The organism is Steroidobacter sp. (genome assembly GCF_016790065.1).
Lineage (GTDB): Bacteria > Pseudomonadota > Gammaproteobacteria > Steroidobacterales > Steroidobacteraceae > Steroidobacter.
The window spans coordinates 24,240-36,455 of sequence record NZ_JAEUPY010000630.1; the positions used below are offsets into that span (position 1 = coordinate 24,240).

The window sequence follows — 12,216 nt, forward strand, 5'->3', positions numbered from 1 at the left end:
CAGGGGTCGTTTGTGAAGTTCACGTCCACGCCGGTGTCCAGCTTCGATAGCGTGTCGCGCGGCTATCGATACTACGTGCTGGCATTGTTGACCTTGGTGTTCATCGTCAACTTCGTCGACCGGCAAGTGCTGTCGGTGTTGATCGAACCCATCAAGCGCGATCTGCAGCTCACCGATACTCAACTCGGCTTGTTGTCCGGGCTGGCCTTTGCGTTGTTCTACGTGACCGCCGGCGTGCCGATCGCCCGCCTGGCGGACCTGAAGTCACGGCGCAATCTGATCGCGGTATGCATGATCGTGTGGTCGTCCATGACTGCGCTGTGTGGAACGGCCGCAAACTTTGCTCACTTGTTGTTGGCGCGGATCGGTGTGGCCGTCGGCGAAGCGGGCTGCGTCGCGCCTTCGCATTCGATTTTGTCCGATTACTTTCGGCCGAGGGATCGAGCCACTGCGCTGTCGATATACGCGGCCGGCGCTTCGGTGGGCGTGTTTATCGGTCTGCTCGGCGGCGGTTGGTTGGCTGAAGCGTTCGGCTGGCGTGCGGCGCTGGTCATCATTGGATTGCCTGGCATCGCCGTCGCATTGGTGGTGTTAGTAACGCTGCGCGAGCCGAGGCGAGGCATGTCGTTGCCTTCGCAAGGCGCGCCGTCGTCGTCTGCGCCGACGCATTTCTGGGCTGACTTGGGCCGTTTGTTACGTCGGCCGACGCTCGTGTTCATCGCGCTGGCCGGTGGGTTTCAATCCATGGTGACTTACGGCGTTGCCACTTGGTTGCCTGCATTCTTCATGCGCGTGCATGGAATGACTCCGTCTCGCGCCGGAGCGACGCTAGCGGTGATCAGCGGATTGGTGGCAGGCGTCGGTGCAATCGTCGGCGGCAGTATCACGGCTCGCTTGTCACGTAACGAACGGCGTTGGTTGCTTTGGGTGCCGGCGATCGCAACCGTGGTCGCCACGCCGTCATATGCATTTGCCATTCTGTCGCCGTCGGTCTCTGCCAGTTTGTTGTGTCTAGTGCCGGCTGCATTCGTGAGCATGGTGTATGTCGGCCCGGCGCTTGCGGCGACTCATGGAGTGGCTGGCGTGAGCTTGCGCGCCACCGGTGTGGCGTTGACATTGTTTGTGAGTAATCTGCTCGGCATCGGTGGCGGCGCGTTGCTGGTCGGTGTAGTGAGCGATGCATTCGTTGCCGCCGAACCGACGGTGTCGCTGCGCTATGGATTGTTGGCGGTGTTGGTAGCAAACGTTCCGGCCACCATTGGATATTTGCTGGCGGCCAACGGCGTGCGCGACGACTGGCACGAATAGCTCCACCGCCGGCATCCGGGTATAGTCGCAGCCCCGCGGGGGTGGGGTGTTGAAAGGAGCTCACAATGGGTTACCGGCCTGTTCGGTATCATCCCCGCGTTGCGGCGTGGCCCGTGCTGTTGATTCTTGCCGCATCGATCGCGCCCGCCGCCGATAACCCAACGTCCGATCAAGTCGAAGCCGGGCAGATCGAAGAAGTGCTGGTGAGCGCGCGCCGTCGCGGCGATGAGCGCCTGCAGGATGTGCCGGTTGCGGTCAGCGTGCTGTCCGATGAAACCTTGCGTAAAGCGGGCATCGTCGACTTGTCCGAGGTCGCCAGCCGTACGCCCAGCTTCAGCTTCGGCCAACAAATCGGCAATCAACAAGAAATAGTGATTCGCGGCATTGGCACGTTGCGTCTGACCGGCTCGGCGGCCGAGCCTTCGGTGGGCACTTTCATCGATGAGGTCTATGTCGGTCGCCGCGGCACGGCGACGCCGCCCCTGTTCGATCTGGAGCGCATCGAAGTCGTGCGCGGTCCGCAGGGAACGTTGTATGGAAAAAATGTGGTTGGCGGTGCGGTCAACCTGCTCACCGCACGGCCGAGCGATGAGACTGCCGCCCGCGTTGCGCTGGCGTATGGCCAATACGATGCGCTGGGTGGGCAGAATCTTTGGGAAGGTTCGGGCTATGTGACCGGCGCGTTGACCGACACCGTGGCAGGGCGGCTGGCGGTTTATTTCCGCGAGCATGACGGCTACTCCCAAAATACCCTGCTCGATGAAGCGCTCGACGATCAGCATAGCTACGCACTGCGTGGCTCGTTGTCGTTCCAGCCCAGCGAGGCGCTGGACATCAATGTCATTGCCGACTTCAGTCACAACCAGACCCATGGTCAGTCGCGTCGGGCTGTGGACGATGCATCGGTGCCTGGCTTGGGGGTGGTGGTCGGGTCCGGGCTATTGAGCACCAACGTGCGCGAGAGCGACGCACCGTGGCCTCAATGGGAAGATCAGGACACCGCAGGGCTGACGGCGCGCTTCGATTATCGGCTGAGCGGCGGACCTACGCTGACCTACTTGTCGGCAGTTCGTTACGGCGACTTCAACGGCCGTTATTCGCTAGTGGGCACGCGCTCGCCGCCGTCGTTGACCGATGCAGCCAATGCGCAGCGCGAGAAGTACGTCGGCATCACTCAGGATTTGCGCATCCGTTCTGCCGCCGGCGCTCTGCGCTGGGTCGCTGGTTTGTATTTTCTCCGCGAACAGACCGACATCATCGATAACAGCATCGCCACCACATTTCTGTCAGTGCTCGGCCCAGGTAGCGTCGGCGACATTCTGGACGGCGAGTTCATCTACGATCAACAAAACATCACCCAAAGCTCGGCGATTTACGGCGAGCTGAATTGGGAGCTGACGGATACGGTGTCCCTGACCGCGGGCGGTCGTTATACCTATGACGATAAGAACTATCGCAATCGCTCCGAGTGTCTGGATTTCGGCGCGCAGCCCGATTTCATCTATTGCGTGGCGCCGCTCGGCGCGGAGTTCTGGAATATTCGAACCAGCAAGCGTTGGAGCGAGTTCACACCCAAGGCCAGTTTGGACTGGCGTGCCAACGATCACGCACTGTTGTATGTGAGTGCGGCACGCGGCTTCAAAGGTGGCGGCTGGCAAGGCAAACCCGGCACCGAAGCGGCTGCGCTGCTGCCTTACGATCCCGAGGTTGCCTGGACTTATGAAGTCGGCGCCAAGACTGACTGGGCCGACGGCCGCATGCGAGCCAACATTGCGGTGTTTCATACAGCCTTCGACGATCTGCAAGTCGAGCAGCTCGACGATACCGGCCTGTCGCTGATCATCGATAACGCAGCGTCGGCAAGCATCGACGGTGTCGAGCTGGAAGTGCAGTTGCGGCCGATACCGTCGTTGCAAGTATGGCTGAGCGGTTCTTATCTGGACTCGGAATATCAGGACTTCATCGATTCGGCCGGCAACGATTTGTCCGGCAATCGGTTGGCACGCACGCCAGAGTTTCGTTTCACCGGTGGCGCTGACTACACCGTGCCGATCACTAGCGGGCTGTCTCTGGACACGCGCGTGGAATATCAGTGGCAGGACGATATGCCCTGGCTGGTGGAGAACACGGTGCTCGAAGATGACTACGGACTACTGGACGCACGCGTGGCGCTACAAGCCTTGCACGCGCAGTGGGAAATCGCGCTGTTCGGAAAGAACCTGACGGACGAGTTGTATCGCGTCGACGCCATTCCGTTTCTGGGCGATGTGTTCTCCCGTTTCGGCGCGCCGCGCAGCTACGGTGTCCAGTTCACCAAGACTTTCTAACGTGGCTCACGACACCACTGAGACACTGACCGCCGACTACGTGATCGCGGGTGGCGGTTCCGCAGGCTGCGTAGTTGCGCGTCGGTTGGTCGACGCGGGCTACAGCGTCATTCTGTTGGAAGCCGGCGGTGACGATCGCAGAGCTGCGGTTTATGTGCCGGCGGGCTCGGCGCGTCTGGTCGGCAATGCCGATTACGATTGGAAATACGAGACCGAGCCCGATCCCTCACGCAATGGCCGCACCGACAACTGGCCGTCGGGAAAAGTGCTCGGTGGCGGCGGCTCCATCAACGGCATGATTTATTTGCGCGGCAATCCTGCTGATTACCAGCGATGGGTGGAGCAGGGCGCCACGGGTTGGAGCTTCCCGGAAGTGTTGCCGTATTTCTTGCGCGCCGAGCGCAACGAGAACGGCGCCGGTCAGTTTCATTCAGATCGCGGCTTGCTGGGCGTTTCGAATCTGCGCGTCCATCATCCGTTCAACAAATTGTTTGTCGATGCCTGCGCGGTGGCGGGGATTCCGCGTAACGATGACTTCAATGGCGCGGCTCAGGAAGGCGTTGGGTATTACCAAGCCACGCAATGGAAAGGGTTGAGATGCAGTGCTGCGCGTGGTTATTTGCGACCGATACGCGGCCACAAGAACTTACGACTGCTGACGCGCGCGTTTGTGGATCGCATTCGAGTGAAGGCCGGTGTCGCCGAGGCAGTGGAGTTCAAACACTACGGCGTTAGCAAGGTAGCGGTGGCTCGTCGTGAAATCCTGCTGGCGGCTGGCACCATTGGCTCGCCTAAAATCCTGATGCTCTCTGGCATTGGTCCCCGTGACGAGCTGGAACGTCAGGGCATTTCCTGTGTGCAAGAGTTGCCGGGCGTCGGTCGTAATCTGCAGGAACATCCGGGCATCATGCTCAGTTACGACGTGCACATGCGTACCATGAATGTCGATGCACATTCTCGCTGGCGTTTCGGTATGCGCGCCTTGCAGTTCGCTTTGCTCCGGCGTGGGCCGGCGACCAGTCCGATTTCTCATGTGGGCGCGTTCTTTCGCACTCGCCCCGAATTGCCGGTCTTCGATGCGCAGATTCATTTCCAGCCGCTCGGCTATGAAGTGACGCCGGATAAAGTGATATTGGCGGAGGCCAATCGCGTGAGCCTGGCGGTGAATGTGAGTCGGCCGCAGTCGCGAGGCACGATTCGGTTACGATCGGCGCATCCTCAGGACGCGCCCATCATCGAACACCCGTTGTTGGGGGCCGAGGCCGACGTGCGAACATTGATCGACGGAGCTCGCATCATGCGCGGAATTTTCAACTCGCCTGCGCTTCGTGAACACGTTGGCAAGGAGTATTTGCCCGGCGAAGCGGTGACGTCCGACGAGCACTGGGAGGCTTACGTACGCGCCGGCTCGTTCGCGATGTACCACCCGATCGGCACTTGCCGGATGGGGGCAGTCGACGATCCGGAGACGGTGGTCGATCCCGAACTGCGCGTAAAGAACATTCGGCAATTGCGAGTGATCGATGCCGCTGTCATGCCCAGCCTGCCTTCCTGCAATACCAACGGCCCGACCATCATGATCGCCGAGCGTGCCGCCGCTCTGCTGACCGGCATCTGACCATGTTGCCGTTGTTGTATATCGTGAGAATGGATGTCGAGCCGGCGTACCTGCCCGAGTTTGTTAGCTGGTATGACACGCGCCACGCGCCCGACTTGATTCGCGCCGGCTTTCATAGCTGCCACGCTTATCATTCCTGCGAGCTGGCGCCTTTCATCTGTAATGTCTACGAGATCCCGAGTCTGGAAATATTCTCCAGCGACGCCTACGTTCAGGTGCGGCACGACGATCGGCAGCTCACCGAACAGGTGTTACACAAGATCAGCAATCATTCCAATACTATCTTTGCGCAGGATGTAGTTGTCGGCATACCGGCTCGTGCATTCGAACCCGATGCGCGGCCCAGTCGCTCAGGCGCGGTGACTGCACCGGTCATCACTACTGTGCGCTTCGATATCGACGAGTCACGCGCTGAGGATTTGAAAACCTGGTTTCGTGATGTCGAGGCCAACGCGCAATCGCGCCGGCCCGGTTGGCTGCGTTCGCGGCTGGCGCACCAGTCTGGAAAGCACCCGATGTTTCCTTCCAAGCAAGCGCAATGGCAAGTGCTGACGGAGTGGGCCAGTCTCGACGGCGCTCGTTCGGAGGGCGCGGCGGAACAAGTCGTCGAGCGTTATTCGCTGGCTTTCGGTGGCGCCATTCGCAACGCGCAACACCACGTTGCTGCGTTGAACGCGACGTTACTCAATAGCAATAGCTGGACGGTGTAACGCCTCAGATCGTGGCGGTGGGTCGTGCCTTGCGGCCGACCATGCGCTCCACGTTTCGGATCATGTGCATGACCACGTCGGTTTGTGACCAGCGACCCATCGGCCGCCACCACAATGCTGCCCACGTGAGCAGGCCGCCGATGGAGAGCGCGGTGAAATCCGGATCGTCGAACACGAATTCGCCGCGTTTGGCGCCTTCTTGTAACAACGCCGACAGCTTGCGATCGAATTCTTGTTTCAGCTCCGCCAGCACCTGGCCTTCTTCGGGCTCCAGATTCATTTCTTCGCGCCGATACACCACGATGCATTGCTGGTTCTGGAGCACTGCCGAAGTCACGCGCTCGATGGCGAGTCGCAATTTCTCACCCGGTGGTAGCTTGGTCGACAACGCTTCATCCAGCGCTGCCAGCGGCGAGCGAATGCCGATTTCACAGATGGCGTTGAGGATCTCGCTCTTGTTCCGGAAATAGGAATATAAGAAGGGCTTGGTGACTTTCAGCTCGGCCGCAATGGTATCGAGCGTGGTCGCTTCATAGCCCTGTGCAAAAAACAGTTCGCGTGACTGTTCCAGAATTCGCCGCCGCTTGAATTCCTGAACCTCGGTTCGTAATTCATGCTTGTGCGATTGCACTTCGGTTTTCTTATTTGCCTTCGAGGCGCTCACCCGCGCAGCCATAATCTTCCCTCAGCAATACTCGTGCAAAAAAGCCCGTGAATGATGAGGCAGAATGACAGGCATCGCAATGAATGACGGTAAGCATTGCTGTCGGAAAATTCGCGTTAGCGACACTCCCTACAAACACTTGTACAGATACTCGACACTTCGCGCTCACTGCAGGTTTCGTTGAGCGCTCACGGGACGAACGTGCGGTCAGTGAACCGCTCGGTCGCCCGCTCCCCAGCCGCCATTGCCCAACCGCCAGCCCTGCAGAATTTGCTGCCCGCCAACACACCACTAGCTGCATCTGGGCATTGTTGTGGTAGGATGCGCGCCCTCGCGGCGACAGGCGCTTAGCCCTGACGCCCGAGAGTGTCAGCGGATGGTTCGGCAAAAGGCTGGGTGTGAATTGGTAAGCTACTGATTCCACTAGGGAAAAGCCTTCTAGCGTCGGCGCGGCCCCAAGGGCTCCGACACCTCCTCCGCACACGACACGGCCCCGCTGCCTCACGGCTCCGGCACAGGATGGACGGCTCACGCCGTCGGCCAATCGACACTGGGCGCCCGTAGCTCAGTTGGATAGAGCGCATGGCTACGAACCATGAGGTCGGGAGTTCGAATCTCTCCGGGCGCGCCATCTCAGTGTCGACTCCCTTCCGCAATAGTGACTTCCTCCAATCCGACGGTCCGAGGCTTGATGCGCTCGCCGAGGAATAACAGGATGGGCGCCGCGATAAATACCGAAGAGCTGGCCGCCACCACGATTCCAAACACCATCGGCACCGCGAAGCTCGAAACCGTAGCGCCGCCCCAAATAGCCATCGGCAGCATGGCGAGGAATGCGGTCATTGACGTGTAGATCGAGCGCGCCAGCGTCTCGTTGATGCTCCGATCGATGAGTTGTCGCAACGGTAGCTCGGGATACAAGCGCAGGTTCTCGCGCATGCGGTCGTACACCACTACTTTGTCGTTGACCGAATAGCCGATCAACGTCAGCAACGCGGCGATGGCGGTGAGATTGAACTCGAGCCCGGTCAGCGCAAAAAAGCCCACTGTCTTGGTGACATCGAGCACTAGCGTGACGATCGCGCCGACGCCGAAGTGCCAGTCGAACCGAATCCAAATGTAAGCAAACATTGCGACACTGGCGAACAACACTGCCAGGATGCCGGCGTCCGCCAGCTCGCCGCTGATCTTGGGGCCGATGATGTCGACCCGATCGAAGCTGGCCTCGGGCTCTACTTCCAGCAGCGCCGCTTTCGCGCGTTCGGCGACCTGAGTCTGCGCAGCCGGCTCGGTGCCAGGTTGTTGTTGAATGCGGACCAGAATCGTCGTGCCGTCACTGCCTGCCTGTTGCAGGCTGACTTCGCCGAGGTCGGCCTGTTCGAGTCGCGCGCGCAGATCGGCGAGATTCATGGCGGCCGGCGCAGAGGCTTCGATGATGGTGCCGCCGGTGAAGTCGACGCCGTAGTTCAGGCCGGGCTTGACGAACAGTGCCAACGAGGCGAGCGACAAGATCACTGACACGCCGATGCCGATGAAGCGTGCGCGCATGAATTGGAATTTAGGCGTCGCGCTGAGCCAGCGTGCCGGCAACAGTGAGCCGATGACGAACTGCTTCGGACGCTGCCAGTGCAGGTACAGCGACATGATGGCTTTGACGACGGCGACGGCGGTGAACATCGAGATCGCAATGCCGAGTGCCATCGTCACCGCGAATCCTCGCACCGGTCCCGAGCCGAGCCAGAACAGCAACGCAGTGGCGATCAGCGCCGTGACGTTGGAGTCGATGATGGTGGCGTAAGCGCGATCGAAGCCATTCTTCAGCGCCATGACCGCTGACTTGCCGTTGCGTGTCTCCTCGCGAATGCGCTCGTTGATCAAAACGTTGGCGTCGACTGCGAGGCCGATGCCGAGCACGATGCCGGCAATGCCCGGCAAGGTCAGCGTTGCACCGAGCAGCGTGAGTGCGGCGAGCGTGAGTGTGACGTTGATGAGCAGCGCCAGATTGGCGACCACGCCCCAGCCTCGATACAGCGTGGTCATGAACACCAACACGAACAACAATCCTATGGCGCCAGTCATTGCGCCCATGCGAATCGCATCGCTGCCCAGATCGGGGCCGACCGTGCGCTCTTCGACGATCTGCAGCGGCACGGGCAGCGCGCCCGCGCGCAGTAGTGCGGCCAGCGAGCTGGTCTCGGCCATGGTGAAGTTGCCTGAGATCTGTCCCGAGCCGCCCAGGATGGGTTCTTGAATCACGGGCGCACTGATCACTTTGCCGTCGAGCACGATGGCGAACTGTCGGCCGACGTTGTCGCGCGTGATTTGGGCGAAGGCTTTGGCGCCGACATCGTCGAAACGAAATGAAACCACCGGGCCGCCGGTGCGGGAGTCGAGACCGGCGCTGGCTTGCGTGAGTCGCTCGCCCTGAAGCATGGGCCGCTGCTGCAGGATGTAATCGACCGGTTCATCGGTTGCTGGAACCCGAATCTGTCCGATACGCGGCGTTGCTTGTCCGCGCGCTTCCGAAGACTCCACTCGGTGAAACGTGAGTTTCGCGGTGCTGCCGAGCAGAGTACGAATCGACGCGGGATCCTGCATGCCGGGGAGCTGCACCAGAATTCGACTCGTGCCCAGCGCTTGTACGGTGGGTTCGGCGACACCGATGGCGTCGATGCGACGACGCACGATTTCGATGCTCTGCTGAAGCGCCGATTGCAAACGCTCGGTGGCAGCGGCGTCGCTCAGGCCCTCGTCTTCCTTGTCCTTTTGTAGTGCGCGTTGATCCAGTTCCAGCACCAGATGCGCGCCGCCTCGCAGATCCAAGCCTAGCGAGACTTGTTTGCGTGGCAGCCACTCCGGCCACGCTGCTAGCTGTTCAGTAGAAAACAGGCTGGGCAATGCGACCAGACTGCCGACGATGACGATGAGCCCGTACAACGCGAGCTTCCATTTTGCAGGAACCACGAAATTCTCCCGTTCAATGCCGCGCTGAGCGCGCGCAAGCCGGCCTGCCGCTATTTCGAGCGGCGGCACCGGAGTTGAAATGACACGGAACGCTCAGCGATCCGACTGAAATGTTTCAGCCGGCGAGAGCGCGAGTGGCCACGGGAGGGGCTCGGGGTTGGGCAGGAGAGCGTGCCTGCTCTGCGGCAGGCCGAGGCGAGAAAGCGATGATCTGGCGAGCGCGTTCGCCAGAAAATTGAATCGAGTGTGTGACTGCGATTACAGCAGCGGGCGGATTGCCGTCGCGCGCGGAGTCGGAGCGACGGCGCTCCTTCGTATACAACGCAAGATGCCGATCCACCGAGGCCACAGCCGCCGGCATGTCGACGCCATCGAACAAGCCTTCAGCGAAGCGTTGCGTCTGTGTCGGGCTCAGCAGCGCCGCCCACCACACGATGGCGATGAGCGTAAAAATCCGCGACTGCGATGTGAGCAATGTAAGCATCGGCGGGTGGCAGGCTAGAACAAGTTGCCGGCGCTCGCAACCCGGTGGTCCCTCAAGCTTGTGAGAACAGCTGTCGGGCGTTGTCTGTCATGGCAGCCACGGCTGGATGTTTGATCTTGCGTTCCACCGAGATTGCGAAGAACTCTGCCTTCACGCCGCGTGCGAGACCGATGCGCATCAAGCCATGCTGTTTACGGAATTGCGCTTCGAGCACCGAGGGTACCGGCGCGAACCCATGTCCCTCGCGAGCGAACTCACGCAACATCGCATAGTCCTCGAACTCGCCGAGCAACAACGGGCGGATGTTGTTTCGGTCCAGCCACTGATCCAGAGAACGCCGGATCGCAGTGTCATCCGTGGGCAGCAGCACTGGCACGCCATCCAGCGACTTTGGAAAGCCGCGGCGTAGCGTTTTCGCCAAGGTCGGCGTGGCCATCCAATAAACGTTGCAGCCCCCGAGCGGATGGCTGTAGGCGCGCACGTTCAGCGAAGGCGTGACTGGAGAGTCCGACAACACAGCGTCGACTTCGTGCACGGCCAGATCGGCGACCAGGCGTTCCAACGTTCCTTCACGACACACGATGCGGACCGGCTGCTTCAATTGCAGGCCGGGCTCGACGATCCGGTAAGCGATCTCCTTCGGCAGCACGTCGTCGATGCCCAGCACTAATTTCAATGGGCGCGCCGACGGCCGTTGCTCCAGCGCTTCCATCAGCTCTTGGCCCAGCCCGAAAATTTCATTCGCGTAGCTGTAGACCAGCCTGCCGACTTCGGTGGGCACCAGCGTTCGCCCCGACTTCACCAGCAATTTCTCGCCAATGCGCTCTTCAAGAGTGCGCAGCTGCGCGCTCACGGTCGGCGCAGCGAGTGCCAGCTCTTCGCACGCGCGCGTCAGGCTGCCGGTGCGAACCACCGACCAGAAGTAGAGCAGGTGTTGATAGTTCAGCCGGGGGATTGCGGTGCTCATGGCGGCTCCGATAGTCACTTAAACACTTCGACAATAGCTAAGTATCGACAAGAATAATTCTAATTGATCTAAGCAGTGTCCGCCCCCACCATGGTTACGAACCTGATGTGGAGTCAATGATGCGCGACCATCCGATTGTGATTTCCGAGCCCGATGCACGAGTGCTGCGTGGCTTGTTGGCGGCCCGTGCCGCCGCGAGTCATGATCAAGAGCATCTCGAAGAGCTGCGGGCGGAGCTGGAACGCGCGCAAGTGCTGGAGCCGAGCGAGGTTTCGCCACAGGTGGTCACCATGCACAAGTCCGTGCAGATCCTGGATCTGAGCAGCGGCAAGCGGCAGGAAGTGATTCTGGTGAGCCCCGCCGACGCGGATGTGAGCGCACGTCGCATCTCCGTCTTGGCGCCGCTCGGCACCGCGCTGCTCGGCTATCGGCAAGGTGACGAAGTCGAGTGGCTCATGCCCGGAGGTGTTCGCCGGCTACGGATCGAGAGTGTGTGATATGACCAAGCTGCTGTGCGCGACCGATTTGTTGCCGAAGAGCGAGCCGGCAGTGGATCGCGCCGGATTGCTGGCGCAGCGTTTGAACGCCGAACTGTCGCTATTGCATGTGGTCTCGCCGGCCACCTCGGAACGTAATCTCGAACACGCGCTACAGCTGGCAAATGCAAAATTGAAGGCGCGCGCTGAGTCGCCGCTTTGGCTGCACGGCCCACAGCCGCAATTTGCCGTTCGTACCGGCAGCCCCGCGCGACTCATTCTCGATTCTATCGCTCGGCATAGCGTCAACATGCTGGTGGTCGGGCCGCATCGCAAGCGAGGCATACGCGATGTGCTCGAAGGCACCATCGCTGAAAAGGTGCTGAGCACACGCCAATGTCCGTTGCTCATTGTTCAACAGCCCGCCATCGAGGCGTACAAGAATGTATTGATCGCGCTCGATGTGGGAGAAGAATCGATCGCCGTGGTGCGCGCAGCCGAAGCGCTCGTGCTGAATTCAAGTGCGCAGGCTATGGTCATGCACGTGTGCGAGCCTCCATATCAAGGAATGATGCGTTCGGCTGGCGTCGCGACTCAGGAAGTCCTTTCATACGTCGAGCACTCGCGACGCGAAGCAGCCGATGCAGTCCGTGAACTGCTCAAACGCGCCAGTCAAGATCACTCGCGTTACGGTGTCG

Annotated in this window: 10 protein-coding genes and 1 tRNA gene; 7 read left to right on the forward strand and 4 right to left on the reverse strand. The window is 60.6% G+C overall.

Annotated elements, in window-relative coordinates; genetic code table 11:
* Positions 1-12 precede the first annotated feature (12 nt).
* The 4 genes from JNL55_RS26045 to JNL55_RS26060 all read left to right on the forward strand — a co-directional run bounded on the left by JNL55_RS26045 (position 13) and on the right by JNL55_RS26060 (position 5,963).
* On the forward strand, positions 13-1,308 hold the full coding sequence (locus tag JNL55_RS26045) for a spinster family MFS transporter (RefSeq protein ID WP_293861312.1): 1,296 nt from the start codon (positions 13-15) through the stop codon (positions 1,306-1,308).
* 113 nt (positions 1,309-1,421) lie between these two features.
* Positions 1,422-3,635, forward strand: a complete 2,214-nt coding sequence (locus tag JNL55_RS26050; protein ID WP_293861315.1) for a TonB-dependent receptor — start codon at positions 1,422-1,424, stop codon at positions 3,633-3,635.
* Positions 3,610-5,253 carry a GMC family oxidoreductase gene (locus tag JNL55_RS26055; RefSeq protein ID WP_293861318.1) on the forward strand — a complete coding sequence of 548 codons (1,644 nt, stop codon included), beginning with the start codon at positions 3,610-3,612 and terminating at the stop codon, positions 5,251-5,253. Before JNL55_RS26050 ends, JNL55_RS26055 begins: the two co-directional genes overlap by 26 nt.
* Positions 5,254-5,255: 2 nt before the next feature.
* On the forward strand, positions 5,256-5,963 hold the full coding sequence (locus tag JNL55_RS26060) for a hypothetical protein (RefSeq protein ID WP_293861321.1): 708 nt from the start codon (positions 5,256-5,258) through the stop codon (positions 5,961-5,963).
* 4 nt (positions 5,964-5,967) lie between these two features.
* On the opposite strand, the gene JNL55_RS26065 is transcribed toward JNL55_RS26060, so the two are convergent.
* Positions 5,968-6,627, reverse strand: a complete 660-nt coding sequence (locus JNL55_RS26065; protein ID WP_293861324.1) for a TetR/AcrR family transcriptional regulator — start codon at positions 6,625-6,627, stop codon at positions 5,968-5,970.
* A gap of 554 nt (positions 6,628-7,181) precedes the next feature.
* On the opposite strand from JNL55_RS26065, the gene JNL55_RS26070 reads away from it, so the two are divergent.
* Positions 7,182-7,258 (forward strand) — tRNA-Arg (locus JNL55_RS26070).
* A gap of 2 nt (positions 7,259-7,260) precedes the next feature.
* Here JNL55_RS26070 and secD read toward each other — a convergent pair.
* The 3 genes from secD to JNL55_RS26085 all read right to left on the reverse strand — a co-directional run bounded on the left by secD (position 7,261) and on the right by JNL55_RS26085 (position 11,042).
* Positions 7,261-9,591: a protein translocase subunit SecD gene (gene secD / locus JNL55_RS26075; RefSeq protein WP_293861327.1), complete on the reverse strand. Its 2,331-nt coding sequence runs from the start codon at positions 9,589-9,591 to the stop codon at positions 7,261-7,263.
* A 115-nt stretch (positions 9,592-9,706) separates the two neighbouring features.
* Positions 9,707-10,075: a hypothetical protein gene (locus tag JNL55_RS26080; protein WP_293861330.1), complete on the reverse strand. Its 369-nt coding sequence runs from the start codon at positions 10,073-10,075 to the stop codon at positions 9,707-9,709.
* A 52-nt stretch (positions 10,076-10,127) separates the two neighbouring features.
* Positions 10,128-11,042 carry a LysR family transcriptional regulator gene (locus tag JNL55_RS26085; protein ID WP_293861333.1) on the reverse strand — a complete coding sequence of 305 codons (915 nt, stop codon included), beginning with the start codon at positions 11,040-11,042 and terminating at the stop codon, positions 10,128-10,130.
* A 119-nt stretch (positions 11,043-11,161) separates the two neighbouring features.
* Here JNL55_RS26085 and JNL55_RS26090 point away from each other — a divergent pair, with 119 nt between their 5' ends.
* Both JNL55_RS26090 and JNL55_RS26095 read left to right on the forward strand, forming a co-directional pair.
* On the forward strand, positions 11,162-11,539 hold the full coding sequence (locus JNL55_RS26090; RefSeq protein ID WP_293861336.1) for a GreA/GreB family elongation factor: 378 nt from the start codon (positions 11,162-11,164) through the stop codon (positions 11,537-11,539).
* A gap of 1 nt (position 11,540) precedes the next feature.
* The coding region (locus JNL55_RS26095; RefSeq protein WP_293861339.1) for a universal stress protein at positions 11,541-12,216 on the forward strand (676 nt) is incomplete at its 3' end.

Bases quoted from the DNA above. Each gene is read 5' to 3' on its own strand.
- JNL55_RS26060 (WP_293861321.1), top strand. From the start codon at position 5,256: ATGTTGCCGTTGTTGTATATCGTGAGAATGGATGTCGAGCCGGCGTAC.
- JNL55_RS26085 (WP_293861333.1), bottom strand. From the start codon at position 11,042: ATGAGCACCGCAATCCCCCGGCTGAACTATCAACACCTGCTCTACTTC.
- JNL55_RS26080 (WP_293861330.1), bottom strand. From the start codon at position 10,075: ATGCTTACATTGCTCACATCGCAGTCGCGGATTTTTACGCTCATCGCC.
- JNL55_RS26090 (WP_293861336.1), top strand. From the start codon at position 11,162: ATGCGCGACCATCCGATTGTGATTTCCGAGCCCGATGCACGAGTGCTG.